Raw genomic sequence first — 15,664 nt, forward strand, 5'->3', positions numbered from 1 at the left:
TCTACCTAATTCCTTATATTTGTTAGTGTTGCATGTTTAATGCTAATTCTTTCACTTTTGAATATACGTCGTGCCAAGCTTCATCTTGATCTAACCATTTCAAAATTGGCTTTCCATCTGTTGGAAGAGCCAAATATTTAGACATATCATCGAAGTCAAGCCACGGACATTCTCTAACAATCACAGAAACAAGTTTCTTGTTCATTCCTTTTGCCATTAACCATTCATCTTTGCAAGCTTTTGAACTTAAAAAGTCTATACTAACTAAAAATATTACGATATTCGCATTCTGCATTGCGTTCTTAATTTCATCAAATAAATTTGCTCCGGCAAGAATTTTTCTATCACACCAATCATCAATTATGTTTTCACTTTTTAAAATTGACAGAAATTTCTCCATATTTTTTCTATGTGACTCATCTGCATGACTATAGCTATAAAAAATATTTATTGTCATGTAACCTCCAATGTATTAATTAGGATAGGGCCGTAGGCTGGGTTAAGCAACGCGAAACCCGGCAAATGCTTTAAAACAATCATTTGTATATCTCAAATAATCACCTTCGACGCTGGGTTTCATTATCATTCAACCCAGCCTACATTAGCAAACCAACCGTCGGATTTTGGCTCTTCCGTATTTTGCGGAGAAACCACTACATGTAGTGCTATAGTCTTTGCCTGCCACAGTGAGTTTTGCTAAGGTCGACAATTTAACGCTGGAGTATCGTGATGACACAGTCGCTACTTCAAATACCGCTGGATATACCTGATGTTTGTATCGAAAAAGTTGAAACCACCGCCAAAGGCGAGTTCATCATCACGGTCAGTAGTACGTTAACCAGTGCAACCTGCCATCAATGCGGCCAGAGGATCGATAAGTTTTATGGCTATGGCAGAGAAATCACCTTGCGTCATTTGTCGATTTTCGATCGGCCGGTTTGGATCAAGCTAACCCCCAAGCGCTATCGATGCCCTGACTGCCCCAAAGGTCCGACGACCACGCAACAATGTGGCTGGTATAACTGGAAAAGCCCCCATACCAAAGCGTATGAGCAGTGGATATTGCGTGAATTGATCAACAGCAGCGTGACCGACATGGACGTGAAGCACGGCATCAGCGCCGAAGCGGCGGAAGGGATTATCAATCGGCACGTGGCCCAACAAGTTGATTGGTCTGCCATCCAAGGCATTCGCTTGCTGGGACTGGATGAAATCGCTTTGAAAAAAGGGCATCAAGATTTTGTGGTCATCGTGTCGGCTATCGATACCGAGGACCATAAGCGGATTCTGGCGGTGCTGCCCGACCGCAAAAAAGAAACGGTTAAAGCCTTTTTGCAGAATATTCCCGAGGCACAGCAACACGCGTTACAACGCGTCTGCGTGGACATGTATGAAGGGTATCGCAACGCCGTCTATGAGACATTGCCCGGCGTCGAGGTGGTGGTTGATCGCTTCCATGTCGCCAAGCATTATCGAGACGGCGCCGACCAGGTCCGCAAGGCGGAAATGAAAAAACTCAAGAATACCCTGTCTGCCGAGGATTATGCCAAGCTGAAAGGCGCGATGTGGGCTTTTCGGAAGCGCTGGATGGAACTCTCTGCCGATCAGCAAACCGTTTTGCTTTTTCTATTCCAGCAAGCCCCCATTTTGCGAGAAGTCTATATCCAACGGGAGCTTTTGACGGGTATTTTTGAGCGCCGACTCAATAAGGCTGAGGCCGAAAAAGCCTTGGATCGCTGGATGGAGCATATCAAAGTCTTGAAGTTGAAGGGCTTTGATGCGTTTGTCAAAACCTATCAAAACTGGCGAAATGAAATCACCAACTATTTCATTCGCCGGGAAACCAGTGGCTTTGTTGAAGGGCTTAACAACAAAATCAAAAGCATCAAACGACGCTGCTTTGGCATTTACAATACCGTCCGCCTGTTTCAGCATATCTGGCTTGATATCGAAGGGAGACGGTTGTTCGGTTATGCATAACCCTATATGTCGGGGCTACTCCGCGAAATACGGAAGAGCCCGGATTTTGGCCGAACAAAAACGTTCTGACTGCCAGTATGTATTGATTGAAATCCAGCCAAACCGAATTCGCCTGAGCAACCCTACAACCTCAGCTCTCAGCAAATAATCTGGGAAACAGCATGTCGATGGATTGGCTGGTAAATCGGAGCGATATGGGGCCTTTGGGGGTCTGTGAATTGACAATGCCATCCTTGACCAAATCGGCCAACACCATACGGGCGCTACGTTCTTTCAAGCCGGTCACTCGCTCCGCTTCACCGCGTGGCATTTCCCCTTGCAATAAAATCCGCTGCAAAATGAAAAAGGCTTCGGGTCGCAGACCCTGCTTTTCGGTGTAGATTTTCAATCGGTTGGCAAGCTGATCGAACTCGAACAATGAGGTCATGAATTTCGCCTGATCGATACACACCGCCAGGAACCATCTGACAAATTCGGTTAATGCTTTTTGCGACAGATTGCCACGCCCATCCAGATCGCCTTGTCTTGGGCTGTCGGCATAATCCATCATCTGTTTGTATTCTTGCCTGCTGTTTAGTCCACGTGCCAATCCCCTGGAAATAGACCATAACCCGAATGAGCCGATTCCGGCCTTAAGCCCCATGGCGTGACTCATTAATCGGCTGACACGACCATTACCATCGGGAAACGGGTGGATATAGGCTAAACGGTGGTGCGCGGCGGCCATTGCTAAAATACGGCTGCCTTTGCCCATGGTTTCAAACCGATAACGTTGTTCGAAGTGCCGCATGAAATCCGTCACCGTTTCACTGCTGGGTGGCAGGTGGCGACCGACAGCCACATTATGAATGGTTAACGATCTGAATTCGCCTGGCACCATTTTGAAGTCTTGTTGACCTTGCTTGATCACCAGCATCTCATCACTGGCGTCTCGGTAAAACTCGGTATGCAGCCATTGCAAAAAATCGCAAGATGCCGGTTCCGGCAAAGCATTTTGCGTGTGCATCTCGTCGATCAGTTTTTGCACACGAATATGCGCTCTGGCTTCGATCTGTAAATTGCGTCGAGTTTGATCATTATCGAGTTCGTTGGCTAATGCGCGCTCGATATCGCGGGGGATAGTGTTATGGCCTTCAATCAAATTCGAGTAATAGCAATTCATGATTCGCACCATATCGGCCAGGCTGGCTGAGGCATCGGGATGTAAGCGTGCACCTAATTGCTCAGTCAGTGAGGTCAATTCCGCCACCAAATCGACCACATCCAGCGGTGGAGTTTCCAGCAGACAAGGCTCAATACGATAAGGCGTTTCGGTTGATGTTGGCATGCCGATCTTTAACTAATCTAATGAATTGTTTTTCATAGACTAATTATACAGATGGATAAAATTATTGCCGATTTTGTTGCCGATACAATAAAACCAGATAATCAGCTGATTTCATTGAAGTTTAATGACATGTCGAAGGAAGAGAGTGCCGGTTTTGTAGGAGAACTGAGGTTGTTGGACATAAATGGCGCGTGATTGGGCGCACAATCATAGTAATGCGGTTTCACGCGTAAAATCGTCGGCGGTATCTTCCAATAGAGTAGCGCCAGCCTCAAATGCCAATCTTAGAAATGCCAATCGCTCAATGCTCAGCCATGCGGCAGCCGTACCTGAAGACAACTTACCCTCTTTAAAAAGATTGATGGCAGCCTGTTTTTTCAAATAGTCTGCAAAGTCTTTGGTATTCATATGAAGACCGAGCAACATCTCTGGCAGACATTCGATAGTGACAGTCTGTTGCATGGATTTATTCAAAAATCGGCTGGGGAACTGTGTGTCATCTTAATGCCTAACAACCGTAGCAGTAAAATGGGAAAAGCTTTCAAACGGCTATAATGGCAAATAAGCCTATAATGCTCCCATATAATCTTCCCATGAGACTTACCTATGAAAACTGTCAATGTCAGTGGTTTAAAAAATAACCCTAGCGAAGCCTTACGGATGGCACATGATGATATGGTTTTGGTCATGAACAGAAACGAACCCGATGCTGTCATGGTGGGGCTCAAGTCCGCCAAAATAATCGGTATGCCCGGTGTGCGCAAAGCATTGGCGACTGCCTTGTTTAAAGATGGCAATTTGTCCCTTGCCCGATCTGCAAAACTCGCTGACATGCCTTTAGCCAGTTTCATAGCTCATGTTTCGCGTTTAGGTATCCCGGTTGTCGATCAAACGGCTGAAGAAGTACAGCAGGATTTGGATACTCTGGATCAATGGCTTAGCCAAGCTTAACGACTCATGGTACGCAAAGTTGTCATAGACTCCAGTCCCTTAATTGGTTTGGCGCTGGTGGGCGGCTTAGCTTGGCTGCCAAAGTTATTCGGCCAGGTGTTTTGCCTGAAACGGTAAAACAGGAAGTCTTGCCAGGCAAAGACGCACCAGGTGAAAACGCTATTAATCAAGCGATTGATGAAGGCTGGGTGACTGTATAGCCTGATCCCATATCACCCCAATTAGACATCGATTTGGATGCCGGTGAAACGGGCTGTATCAATATTGGCTTATCTAATCCAGATCAGGTTTTATTGATTATGGATGAACGTGCAGGCAGAGCGGTAGCCAAGGAAAAAGGTCTGAGGATTATCGGCACTGCCGCGATTATAGGACTGGCAAAAAAACAGGGATTGATTCCATCGGCACGGGCAGTGTTTGAAGTATTGCACAGCTCAGACTTTCGCATTTCGGCGGCTGTGATCAATCAGGTATTGATGAGCGTGAATGAATTATAACGAGCAAGGTTTCGCCAAACCAGAAATGGCACTTACATTTCCAGGGGTTTTTGACACCGAGTGTTATTAGCTATCGAAACGCCTCTTAATAGCTTGGATCGATACTGTTTTCGATAGCTATAATTAAGCCAATATTGGCTGTTATGCTGAGAAAAGATAGAAAAACCTGTGGTAACTTTTGGGTAACTCCATACGGCACAATGCGGATCAATACGGGTAGCAACAGCAAGATCACGAATAAATTAGTTAAATAAAAACAATCAGTTAGGTTTTTCTTCTAGCACTTTTAATGCGATGGTCGTGCGTTCGAATCGCACACGACCCACCATCAAACGTTTTATAAATCAACCAGTTAGCTTTAGCGGGCAGCTGGTTTTTTTATGTCTGCAATTTGCCAAATTACCCAGTGGGTAAATCATGATGCCAAACGCAACATGGTCACCCCTTCCACAGTAGTCAGCTTCTCTACTGCACTTACCAACTCACCCACTTCCGCCGGCGAATAGTGAACAGTAATATCGCCATCAATGTGATGCATCAGTGCTTTACGCGTTTCCAATGGCACGCCGGCCAGACGCAAACGTCTTGCAAATGTATGCCTTAGGTTGTGCGGACCAGACAACACATCATCACCAACCGGGAGACCTGACCGGATCCATGCTTTTTTCCAAGCCGAATTGTGCATTCGACACACCGGCTTGTTTCTAAATCCAAATACATGGGTATCCAATTTTCCTCGTCTGCCCTCAATGACATTCTTGGCGATGCTATTGAGCACAAGCATGCAGGTGGTTTCATTTTTAGTGAATTCGCCCGGCACCAGGAAAATTGATGACTGGATTTCCGGTATCCGAACTTCCCACTCCCAGCGCAATTCGGTCACGATATGCTCTCTGGCGCCGGTATGAATTGCAAATAAAGCCATTTCCAACAGATGCTCAGGCAATTCGCGAAAAAATCGCTGCTGCTCGTCCATCGAAAGCGGATAGGGCTTTGCCGCATCTTTCCAATCAGGCATTCGGAATAAAGGCGCCGTTGGCAGCCAAGGCTGATTCTCCAAATCACGCCATACCCGAGACGCCAGTGTCAAAATGCGTCTGACAACTGCAAGTTCTCGTGAAATGGTATTGCTTTTAATACCTTGGTTTTTGCGATGTTCAATGTAGGGTTGTATCGACCCTTGATGGACCTGATCGACGCGCAAATGACCAATCCAAGGATCAAGATTCACCAAACATTGTGCATCTCGATCAATACTCGATTTTGTTTCCTCCGATAAATATTTAGTTGCGGCTTCACGGAATAGTTTTCGCTCGGGCGTTGATGCAATAACCTTCGCCTGGGCTATTGCCCGGTGATATTCCGCTTCTGCTTCTGATTGCGAGCTCGCTGTAAAGCGGTGGCGAACTCTTCCGATCCCGTCGATACGTTTGTCGACAGAACCTTTCCCTGTTTTCTTGTCCCAGTACAACCCTGGGAGCTTGTTTCTGGCCATGACGGTTGCTCCTTAATCAGTGCCTTCTTCGATAATGTCAGGCATGATCTAATCATCAAGGCGCTGGAACATCACCAGATGCCGAAATGGGTCATCCTGTACTGTACCCGGTGGCTGGAGGCGCCGATGCAGACTGAAGGACAGCCAGAGCTACTGAAGAAGCGGGATATTGGCACGCCGCAGGGCGGTGTCATCTCGCCGTTATTGGCTAATCTGTTCCTGCATTACGCCTTTGATCGCTGGATGGAACGGCAGTATCGGCACCGACCTTTTGAGCGGTACGCCGATGACATCGTTTGCCACTGTAGCACGATGAATGAAGCAATTCACTTGAGGGAAGCCTTAAGGAGCCGATTTCAATCGGTTGGACTGACCATCAACGAAGCGAAATCAAAGATCGTGTACATTGACACTTTCGATCGTTTTAACGTCGAAACCAGCTTTACCTTCCTGGGATACGATTTCAAGGTCAGAACGCTACGTAACCGTAAGGGCCAGCTATTCAGGAAATGTATGCCGGGCGCATCGAAGAAAGCCATGAAACAAATGACCCAAACCGTCAAGAGCTGGAAAATTCATCGCTCGACGACGGAATGTGCCGAGGATCTGGCGAGGCGATACAATGCGGTTCTACGCGGATGGATCAACTACTATGGCAAATTCTGGTATCGAAACTTCAGCTATCACTTGTGGCGAGTCTTTCAATCCAGACTCTTGAAGTGGGTGCAGGGCAGGCATCGATGTTCGGTGAAGAAAGCCGAGCAAAGACTTGCCAGGCTGAGAAAGGAAAAACCTGATCTCTTTGCCCATTGGTATCTACTACGTGCAGCGAATGTGTGATCAAGAGCCGTATGACAGGAGACTGTCACGTACGGTTCTGTGAGCAACTAAGGGGTGAAACTCCCCTTGGTTGACTCGACTCGCAGGCTCGGAACGCGCCGGCCAGCGGGCGGCCGTCATTCAAACCCTGCTCGGTACCGCCAAACTCAACGGCCTCGATCCGGCCGCTTGGCTAAGCGACACCCTGGAAAAACTCCCCACCTGGCCCAATAGCCGCATCGACGAACTGCTGCCGTTTGCTAACGCCGATTAAGTTCTGCCAGCGAGCTGGGGTCGTGGTACCGCTCGCTGGAGATTACCAAAGCACTGGCCAAAAAAAAGCCCATTCAAAGCTGAATGGGCTTTTGGTTTTGGAGCTTGGCGATGACCTACTTTCACATGGCAAACTGCCACACTATCATCGGCGCAAAGCGGTTTCACTTCCGAGTTCGGGATGGGATCGGGTGGTTCACGCTCGCTATGGTCACCAAGCAAACGGTGTTGGCTGACGTCCTTTGGACTCAACCGTCATGCACAGGGTGGGGCTTTAGCCTTAACCTGTCTTCATGGAAATCTGTATGCGGTGGTTCTCTTAGCTTTCAGCTTTTTGTCAACTGACCCAAACGCATTGGGTGTTATATGGTCAAGCCTCACGGGCAATTAGTACACGTTAGCTACGCCCATTACTGGACTTCCACACCGTGCCTATCAACGTCGTCGTCTCCAACGGCCCTTCAGGGGACTTATAGTCCCAGTGAGATCTCATCTTGGGAGGGGCTTCCCGCTTAGATGCTTTCAGCGGTTATCCTGTCCGAACGTGGCTACCCAGCAATGCCCTTGGCAGGACAACTGGAACACCAGAGGTTCGTCCACTTCGGTCCTCTCGTACTAGAAGCAGCTTCCCTCAAATCTCAAACGCCCACGGCAGATAGGGACCGAACTGTCTCACGACGTTCTGAACCCAGCTCGCGTACCACTTTAAATGGCGAACAGCCATACCCTTGGGACCTGCTTCAGCCCCAGGATGTGATGAGCCGACATCGAGGTGCCAAACACCGCCGTCGATATGAACTCTTGGGCGGTATCAGCCTGTTATCCCCGGCGTACCTTTTATCCGTTGAGCGATGGCCCTTCCATACAGAACCACCGGATCACTAAGACCTACTTTCGTACCTGCTCGACTTGTCCGTCTCGCAGTCAAGCACCCTTATGCCTTTGCACTCATTGCCTGATTTCCGACCAGGCTGAGGGTACCTTCGTGCTCCTCCGTTACTCTTTGGGAGGAGACCGCCCCAGTCAAACTACCCACCAGACACTGTCCCTAACCCGGATCACGGGTCGAGGTTAGAACTCCAAACATACCAGGGTGGTATTTCAAGGTTGGCTCCACCCCGGCTGGCGCCGGGGCTTCACAGCCTCCCACCTATCCTACACAAGTAGGTTCAAAGTCCAGTGTCAAGCTATAGTAAAGGTGCACGGGGTCTTTCCGTCTAGCCGCGGGTACACTGCATCTTCACAGCGATTTCAATTTCACTGAGTCCCAGGTGGAGACAGTGTGGCCATCGTTACGCCATTCGTGCAGGTCGGAACTTACCCGACAAGGAATTTCGCTACCTTAGGACCGTTATAGTTACGGCCGCCGTTTACTGGGGCTTCGATCAAGAGCTTCTCCGAAGATAACCCCATCAATTAACCTTCCAGCACCGGGCAGGCGTCACACCCTATACGTCCACTTTCGTGTTTGCAGAGTGCTATGTTTTTGCTAAACAGTCGCAGCCACCGATTTTTTGCAACCGCCTTACGCTCCATCCGCGAGGGACTTCACTTATCAACGGCATACCTTCTCCCGAAGTTACGGTATCATTTTGCCTAGTTCCTTCACCTGGGTTCTCTCAAGCGCCTTAGAATTTTCATCCCACCCACCTGTGTCGGTTTAGGGTACGGCCGCATGTAACCTGAAGCTTAGAGGTTTTTCTTGGAAGCTGGGCATCTATCACTTCCTCTGCAAGCAGAGTCGTCATCACTTCTCAGCATATAGACTCCCGGATTTGCCTAAGAGTCCTGCCTACCTGCTTAAACTGACACTTCCAACCGTCAGCTGATATAGCCTTCTCCGTCACCCCATCGCAGTTACATCCGGTACAGGAATATTAACCTGTTTTCCATCGACTACGCCTTTCGGCCTCGCCTTAGGTGCCGACTAACCCTGCGTCGATTAACGTTGCGCAGGAAACCTTGGGTTTTCGGCGAGGGAGTTTTTCACTCCCTTTATCGTTACTTATGTCAGCATTCGCACTTCTGATACCTCCAGCCGACTTCTCAATCGACCTTCGCAGGCGTACAGAACGCTCCTCTACCACTCACGCTTACGCGTAAATCCGTAGCTTCGGTACTATGCTTAGCCCCGGTAAATCTTCCGCGCAGACCGACTCGACCAGTGAGCTATTACGCTTTCTTTAAAGGGTGGCTGCTTCTAAGCCAACCTCCTGGCTGTCTGGGCCTTTCCACATCGTTTCCCACTGAGCATAGATTTGGGGACCTTAGCTGACGGTCTGGGCTGTTTCCCTTTTCACGACGGACCTTATCACCCGCCGTGTGTCTCCCGTGCTTGCACTTTCTGGTATTCGGAGTTTGCATCGGGTTGGTAAGTCGGGATGACCCCCTAGCCGAAACAGTGCTCTACCCCCAGAAGCGATACACGAGGCGCTACCTAAATAGCTTTCGAGGAGAACCAGCTATCTCCGAGCTTGATTAGCCTTTCACTCCGATCCACAACTCATCCCCTACCTTTTCAACGGGAGTGGGTTCGGTCCTCCAGTGTGTGTTACCACACCTTCAACCTGGTCATGGATAGATCGCCCGGTTTCGGGTCTACACCTTGCGACTAAACGCCCTATTAAGACTCGGTTTCCCTACGCCTCCCCTATTCGGTTAAGCTTGCCACAAAATGTAAGTCGCTGACCCATTATACAAAAGGTACGCAGTCACCCCACGAAGGGGCTCCCACTGCTTGTACGCATACGGTTTCAGGTTCTATTTCACTCCGCTCTCCGCGGTTCTTTTCGCCTTTCCCTCACGGTACTGGTTCACTATCGGTCAGTAAGGAGTATTTAGCCTTGGAGGATGGTCCCCCCATATTCAGTCAACGTTTCACGTGCGCCGACCTACTCGATTTCACTAAAAACAGGTTTTCGTGTACGGGGCTATCACCCTGTATCGCCGGACTTTCCAGACCGTTCCACTAACCTAAATCTAGCTTAAGGGCTAGTCCCCGTTCGCTCGCCACTACTTAGGGAATCTCGGTTGATTTCTTTTCCTCCGGGTACTTAGATGTTTCAGTTCTCCGGGTTCGCTTCAGTGAGCTATGTATTCACTCAAAGATGACCAGCTTATGCTGGCCGGGTTGCCCCATTCAGAGATCGCCGGATCAAAGGTTGTTTGCCACCTCCCCGACGCTTTTCGCAGGCTACCACGTCTTTCATCGCCTCTTACTGCCTAGGCATCCACCGTATGCGCTTATTCACTTGACCATATAACCCGAATACGTCTGTATTTTGGTTATCAGTCGCTGACATGTTCGCTGATGTATTGCTTGAGAACGCTTTGCGTTTTTGACGTTCGTCTTGGCCTTGCGGCTGACGCGCGTTTCAATTCGCATTACGCTTCAGTTTTGATCGTTTCCGATCAAGACTTTACAGATTTCCATATTGTTAAAGAGCTATTGATACGAATATCAATGCTATAAACCCTGAGTTTCGATCACGGCCTTCCGGCATTGATCATCAAGTCTTATAGCGTTGCTATCGGTATCTTGGCAGGTTCGACGCGACGTTTATCCACTCATGTGGCTATGGTGGAGCCAGGGAGGATCGAACTCCCGACCTCCTGCGTGCAAGGCAGGCGCTCTCCCAGCTGAGCTATGGCCCCGATGTGATTAAGACTTTCGCCTTTTTCGTTAGTTGGTGGGTCTGGGAGGATTTGAACCTCCGACCTCACCCTTATCAGGGGTGCGCTCTAACCAACTGAGCTACAGACCCAGGTGCGTCTTTCAATCGAAATAATTTGTTGTGAGCACGTATCAGGTGTTCTGTCTTTGTAAGGAGGTGATCCAGCCCCAGGTTCCCCTAGGGCTACCTTGTTACGACTTCACCCCAGTCATGAATCACAAAGTGGTAAGCGCCCTCCCGAAGGTTAAACTACCTACTTCTTTTGCAACCCACTCCCATGGTGTGACGGGCGGTGTGTACAAGGCCCGGGAACGTATTCACCGCGGCATTCTGATCCGCGATTACTAGCGATTCCGACTTCATGCAGTCGAGTTGCAGACTGCAATCCGGACTAGGATCGGCTTTTTGGGATTGGCTGGCTCTCGCGAGTTCGCAACCCTCTGTACCGACCATTGTAGCACGTGTGTAGCCCTACCCATAAGGGCCATGATGACTTGACGTCGTCCCCACCTTCCTCCGGTTTATCACCGGCAGTCTCCCTAGAGTTCCCGGCCGAACCGCTGGCAACTAAGGATAAGGGTTGCGCTCGTTACGGGACTTAACCCAACATCTCACGACACGAGCTGACGACAGCCATGCAGCACCTGTCTCTCGGTTCCCGAAGGCACCAAGTCATCTCTGACAAGTTCCGAGGATGTCAAGGGTAGGTAAGGTTCTTCGCGTTGCATCGAATTAAACCACATGCTCCACCGCTTGTGCGGGCCCCCGTCAATTCATTTGAGTTTTAGCCTTGCGGCCGTACTCCCCAGGCGGTCAACTTAATACGTTAGCTCCACCACTAAGTTCTTTAAGAACCCAACGGTTAGTTGACATCGTTTACGGCGTGGACTACCAGGGTATCTAATCCTGTTTGCTACCCACGCTTTCGTACCTCAGCGTCAGTTTGAGTCCAGAGAGCCGCCTTCGCCACTGGTGTTCCTTCAGATCTCTACGCATTTCACCGCTACACCTGAAATTCCACTCTCCTCTACTCAACTCTAGTTCCCCAGTATCAAATGCAGTTCCCAGGTTAAGCCCAGGGCTTTCACATCTGACTTAAAAAACCGCCTACGCACGCTTTACGCCCAGTAATTCCGATTAACGCTTGCACCCTCCGTATTACCGCGGCTGCTGGCACGGAGTTAGCCGGTGCTTCTTGTATGGGTAATGTCAGTCTACCGGGTATTAACCGATAGGTGTTCCTTCCCATTGAAAGTGCTTTACAACCCTCAGGCCTTCTTCACACACGCGGTATTGCTGGATCAGGCTTGCGCCCATTGTCCAATATTCCCCACTGCTGCCTCCCGTAGGAGTCTGGGCCGTGTCTCAGTCCCAGTGTGGCTGATCATCCTCTCAGACCAGCTACGGATCGTCGCCTTGGTAGGCCTTTACCCCACCAACTAGCTAATCCGACATAGGCTCATCTATTAGCGCCAGGCCCGAAGGTCCCCGGCTTTCCTCCGTAGAGCGTATGCGGTATTAGCGTGAGTTTCCCCACGTTATCCCCCACTAATAGGCAGATTCCTATGCATTACTCACCCGTCCGCCACTCATCCAGGTGCAAGCACCCTTCAGCGTTCGACTTGCATGTGTTAAGCATACCGCCAGCGTTCAATCTGAGCCATGATCAAACTCTTCAGTTTAATTTTGCTTTGTGACTATATGATTAGCCACCAATCTTGACTCGATTACAGAACGTCATTTAAGCTTTAAATTGACGCGGTCTGTACCGATAATTTCCAACAGAAACTTCTCCGATACATGCCCACACAAATTATTTCGATTCTTCTTGTTAAAGAGCTAAGGGCATTCATTCCGCCCTGTTGAGCCGATGCATTCTACAGCACCTCAACTCATTGTCAAATTTATTTTTTCGAGGCCTTCAAAAAACAACACCCCGAAACCATAAATCAGGGCAACCAAAAACTTTACCCCTCTCGAAGCATTTGCTTTCAAACAACCCCGAAGAGCCGACCATTCTACAGCCCTCAATATGAATGTCAAGAAATTATTTCGACTTTGCCACGAACTTTTTCAAAAGCCAACAAATCCATCAACATACAAATAATCCCAGCTATTGTTTATGCCAGCCAGCGACACAAGACCATTCAAGAAAAAAGCGGAAAGACGCGATCCAAATATTGCTTGAAGCGTTATGCAAACACCCTAACCAAGCAAGCTACCCATCTTTCAAAGCACGCTTGGCGCGAGGATGAGCCTTGTCATAAACACTGGCCAAATGCTGAAAATCCAGATGCGTATATATTTGAGTCGTGCTGACATCGGCATGCCCAAGCAATTCTTGCACCGCACGGATGTCTTGACTGGACTCCAATAAATGACTGGCAAAAGAATGCCTCAACATATGAGGATGAATGTGTTCAGCCAGGCCGTTTTTACTGCACCACTTTTCCAGACGCAGTTGTACGCTACGTTGCCCTAAACGTGCGCCGCGCATCGTTATGAATAACGCCGAAGATGCGCAATCCGGTCGATATCGTAACCATTGCTGAATGACTTGGATCGCCTTGGCCCCCACCGGCACTTGTCGCTGCTTTCCACCTTTGCCGTGCCGAATTCTCAAAGTACCTTCCGAAACGCTCAGATCGGTGATATCCAACATGACCAGCTCACTCAACCTTAGGCCCGATGAATAAAACAGTTCGAAGATCGCCAAGTCGCGTATTTCTAAAACGGAATCGGGCGGGGCGTCCAAAATTCCTGCGACCTGATCGACATCCAATGTTTTAGGTAGCTTTTTCGCGGATTTGGGTGCCTGAACTCCTTGTGCTGGATTTTGTTCGACCCATTGTTTTTTCAATAGGAAGCGAAAAAAGCTGCGAATTGCGGCCAATTCGCGTTGAATTGATTTAGCCTCGATATTCGCTTTGTGTCGAGTAGCCACATACAGCCTGATATCCGTGGCCTGCACCAGCTCCCAGGCCTTGATTTGTCGTTCGGTACAAAATCGCTGCAAACGCTGCAAGTCACGTTGATAGTTCGTGATCGTGTGTGGTGAAGCCCGCTTTTCGCCTCGCAGGTAATCCAAAAATAGATCGACGCATCGCTGGGCTTCGCTCGACATAGTCATTCCAGGTGCCGCAATAAAGAAATAAAGCGAGTGCCAATGATTTCGCTCATCTGGGTCAGGAACAAGCTCCCCATACTATAGTGAAAACGCCCCTCATCGCGACTACCGATTGCCAGCAAGCCGTCCAATTGAGTAAACACCATCGGCAGAATGGCGCAAGACTTCACTTCGTTCGCCGCCTCGCCAAATAAAAATTGCGCTTGCGCCAGAGTCGGTCGCCCACATTTCGGCTGATTTTCTTGCAATATATTGGAAAAATGCTGCAACCCAGGGGCATTCGGCTCTACAAACAAATTGCTGATGGGCGATTCTGAAATTGGCATGATGATTTTGACCGCAACGAAATCCGTCAAAAAACATTCGGCCAATACCTCGCTCAAATTAGCGATTGCATCTTCCAATGAATTGGCCTCCAGCATCGCCAGCGTCAACTCATGCATGCGGTTGAAGGCGGCATCGTTCTCGCGTGCGATATCGATCAGCGCATTGAGCTGGTTTTCTTGCTCTTGATGCTTGGTCCTGAAAAGCTCCAACTGCTTTGAAATCAATGAGATAGCGTTGCCGCTAGGATGCGGAATATGCATGCGCTCCAATAAATCCAAATGATCCTGAAAAAAATCAGGATGAAGCTGTAAATAGGCCGCAACTTGATCGTCGTCTAATTGGGTTTGTTGCTGATCGCTCATAACCTTATTCGCCCTTCGTAAACCGAAACCGCAGGCCCACTCATCAGTACGGGATGGCCACGGCCCGCCCATTGAATCTTCAATTCGCCGCCCGGCAAGCCGACGATTACATCATTGTCCAATAAATCCTGCTCGATACCCACCACGGCGGCCGCACAGGCGCCGCTGCCGCACGCCAGGGTTTCCGCTGCACCGCGTTCGTAGACACGCAACTTGATTCGCTGCCGGCTCAGCACTTGCATGAAGCCGACATTGACCCGTTGCGGAAAAAGACGATGACATTCCAATTGCGCACCAACCGACTCCACTGGAGCTTGCGTCACATCGTCCACACGGATCACCGCGTGCGGATTACCCATGGAAACGGCGCCGAACTCCAGGTGCTGGCCCGCCACTTCTGCTTCATATAGCAACGATTCATGCGGCATCAACAACGGAATGTGCTCGGGCGCGTGTTTTGGAATCCCCATGTTCACGGTGACCAAACCTTCCGCATCCAGGCGCAATACCAATTGGCCGGCATCGGTATCGACGGTGAATTCGTCCTTGTTGCTTAAGCCTTTGTCCCGAACGAAGCGCGCAAAGCAACGCGCACCGTTACCGCATTGCGCCACTTCGCCGCCATCGGCATTGAAAATCCGGTATTTGAAATCGGCGTTATCGCTGACCGGCTTTTCGACCAATAACAATTGATCGCAGCCCACGCCGAAATGGCGATCGGCCAAAAAGCGGATTTGCGCGGAAGTTAAGGTTATGGACTGATTGATCGCATCGATAACGACGAAATCGTTACCCAAGCCGTGCATTTTAGTGAACTCGATTAACATGGGAT

13 protein-coding genes, 2 tRNA genes, 3 rRNA genes and 1 pseudogene are annotated in these 15,664 nt (G+C 49.3%); 7 read left to right on the forward strand and 12 right to left on the reverse strand.

Annotated elements, in window-relative coordinates:
- Nucleotides 1-22: 22 nt before the first annotated feature.
- On the reverse strand, nt 23-457 hold the full coding sequence (locus NM686_RS20220; protein ID WP_255189618.1) for a toll/interleukin-1 receptor domain-containing protein: 435 nt from the start codon (nt 455-457) through the stop codon (nt 23-25).
- 272 nt (nt 458-729) lie between these two features.
- On the opposite strand from NM686_RS20220, the gene NM686_RS20225 reads away from it, so the two are divergent.
- Nucleotides 730-1,980: an ISL3 family transposase gene (locus NM686_RS20225; RefSeq protein WP_255187011.1), complete on the forward strand. Its 1,251-nt coding sequence runs from the start codon at nt 730-732 to the stop codon at nt 1,978-1,980.
- 130 nt (nt 1,981-2,110) lie between these two features.
- Here the strand turns inward: NM686_RS20225 and NM686_RS20230 are convergent, their stop codons facing one another.
- On the reverse strand, nt 2,111-3,307 hold the full coding sequence (locus tag NM686_RS20230; protein WP_255189619.1) for a Fic family protein: 1,197 nt from the start codon (nt 3,305-3,307) through the stop codon (nt 2,111-2,113).
- A gap of 51 nt (nt 3,308-3,358) precedes the next feature.
- On the opposite strand from NM686_RS20230, the gene NM686_RS20235 reads away from it, so the two are divergent.
- The gene (locus tag NM686_RS20235; protein WP_255189620.1) at nt 3,359-3,502 is read left to right on the forward strand and encodes a hypothetical protein; all 144 of its coding nucleotides are present in this window, start codon (nt 3,359-3,361) and stop codon (nt 3,500-3,502) included.
- Between the two features lie 12 nt (nt 3,503-3,514).
- On the opposite strand, the gene NM686_RS20240 is transcribed toward NM686_RS20235, so the two are convergent.
- Complete coding sequence (locus NM686_RS20240) at nt 3,515-3,769, reverse strand: UPF0175 family protein (RefSeq protein ID WP_255189621.1); 255 nt, start codon at nt 3,767-3,769, stop codon at nt 3,515-3,517.
- 144 nt (nt 3,770-3,913) lie between these two features.
- On the opposite strand from NM686_RS20240, the gene NM686_RS20245 reads away from it, so the two are divergent.
- The 3 genes from NM686_RS20245 (at nt 3,914) to NM686_RS20255 (ending at nt 4,755) form a co-directional block, all read left to right on the forward strand.
- Nucleotides 3,914-4,258 carry a UPF0175 family protein gene (locus NM686_RS20245; protein WP_255189622.1) on the forward strand — a complete coding sequence of 115 codons (345 nt, stop codon included), beginning with the start codon at nt 3,914-3,916 and terminating at the stop codon, nt 4,256-4,258.
- A 71-nt stretch (nt 4,259-4,329) separates the two neighbouring features.
- Nucleotides 4,330-4,458 carry a hypothetical protein gene (locus tag NM686_RS20250; protein ID WP_255189623.1) on the forward strand — a complete coding sequence of 43 codons (129 nt, stop codon included), beginning with the start codon at nt 4,330-4,332 and terminating at the stop codon, nt 4,456-4,458.
- Nucleotides 4,459-4,491: 33 nt separating this feature from the next.
- Entirely contained in the window at nt 4,492-4,755 is a 264-nt protein-coding gene (locus tag NM686_RS20255) for a DUF3368 domain-containing protein (protein ID WP_255189624.1), read from the forward strand.
- A gap of 415 nt (nt 4,756-5,170) precedes the next feature.
- On the opposite strand, the gene NM686_RS20260 is transcribed toward NM686_RS20255, so the two are convergent.
- Nucleotides 5,171-6,250 carry a tyrosine-type recombinase/integrase gene (locus NM686_RS20260; protein ID WP_255189625.1) on the reverse strand — a complete coding sequence of 360 codons (1,080 nt, stop codon included), beginning with the start codon at nt 6,248-6,250 and terminating at the stop codon, nt 5,171-5,173.
- On the opposite strand from NM686_RS20260, the gene NM686_RS20265 reads away from it, so the two are divergent.
- Together NM686_RS20265 and NM686_RS20270 are read left to right on the forward strand one after the other, a co-directional pair.
- Nucleotides 6,155-7,090, forward strand: coding sequence for a reverse transcriptase domain-containing protein (locus tag NM686_RS20265; RefSeq protein ID WP_255189626.1), 936 nt, complete (start codon nt 6,155-6,157; stop codon nt 7,088-7,090). The two genes, NM686_RS20260 and NM686_RS20265, sit on opposite strands and share 96 nt — an antisense overlap.
- A gap of 67 nt (nt 7,091-7,157) precedes the next feature.
- A pseudogene (locus NM686_RS20270) lies at nt 7,158-7,343 on the forward strand (transposase domain-containing protein); the annotation flags it as partial.
- A 102-nt stretch (nt 7,344-7,445) separates the two neighbouring features.
- On the opposite strand, the gene rrf reads toward NM686_RS20270, so the two are convergent.
- The 8 genes from rrf to dapF form a co-directional block, all read right to left on the reverse strand.
- Nucleotides 7,446-7,561: ribosomal RNA gene (gene rrf / locus NM686_RS20275) — 5S ribosomal RNA — on the reverse strand.
- A 147-nt stretch (nt 7,562-7,708) separates the two neighbouring features.
- A 23S ribosomal RNA gene (locus NM686_RS20280) occupies nt 7,709-10,599 on the reverse strand.
- A gap of 321 nt (nt 10,600-10,920) precedes the next feature.
- A tRNA-Ala gene (locus tag NM686_RS20285) sits at nt 10,921-10,996 on the reverse strand.
- A gap of 33 nt (nt 10,997-11,029) precedes the next feature.
- A tRNA-Ile gene (locus tag NM686_RS20290) sits at nt 11,030-11,106 on the reverse strand.
- A 59-nt stretch (nt 11,107-11,165) separates the two neighbouring features.
- A 16S ribosomal RNA gene (locus tag NM686_RS20295) occupies nt 11,166-12,698 on the reverse strand.
- Together the 16S, 23S and 5S rRNA genes with 2 tRNA genes alongside form the textbook arrangement of a ribosomal RNA operon.
- A gap of 536 nt (nt 12,699-13,234) precedes the next feature.
- Nucleotides 13,235-14,140 (reverse strand): tyrosine recombinase XerC, encoded by a 906-nt coding sequence (xerC, locus tag NM686_RS20300; protein ID WP_269021991.1) that lies wholly within the window; start codon nt 14,138-14,140, stop codon nt 13,235-13,237.
- Between the two features lie 2 nt (nt 14,141-14,142).
- Complete coding sequence (locus tag NM686_RS20305) at nt 14,143-14,832, reverse strand: DUF484 family protein (RefSeq protein WP_255189628.1); 690 nt, start codon at nt 14,830-14,832, stop codon at nt 14,143-14,145.
- Nucleotides 14,829-15,659, reverse strand: a complete 831-nt coding sequence (dapF, locus tag NM686_RS20310) for a diaminopimelate epimerase (RefSeq protein ID WP_329959194.1) — start codon at nt 15,657-15,659, stop codon at nt 14,829-14,831. The genes NM686_RS20305 and dapF overlap by 4 nt, the downstream gene beginning before the upstream one ends.
- Nucleotides 15,660-15,664: the final 5 nt, after the last annotated feature.

The organism is Methylomonas rapida, from assembly GCF_024360925.2.
Lineage (GTDB): Bacteria > Pseudomonadota > Gammaproteobacteria > Methylococcales > Methylomonadaceae > Methylomonas > Methylomonas rapida.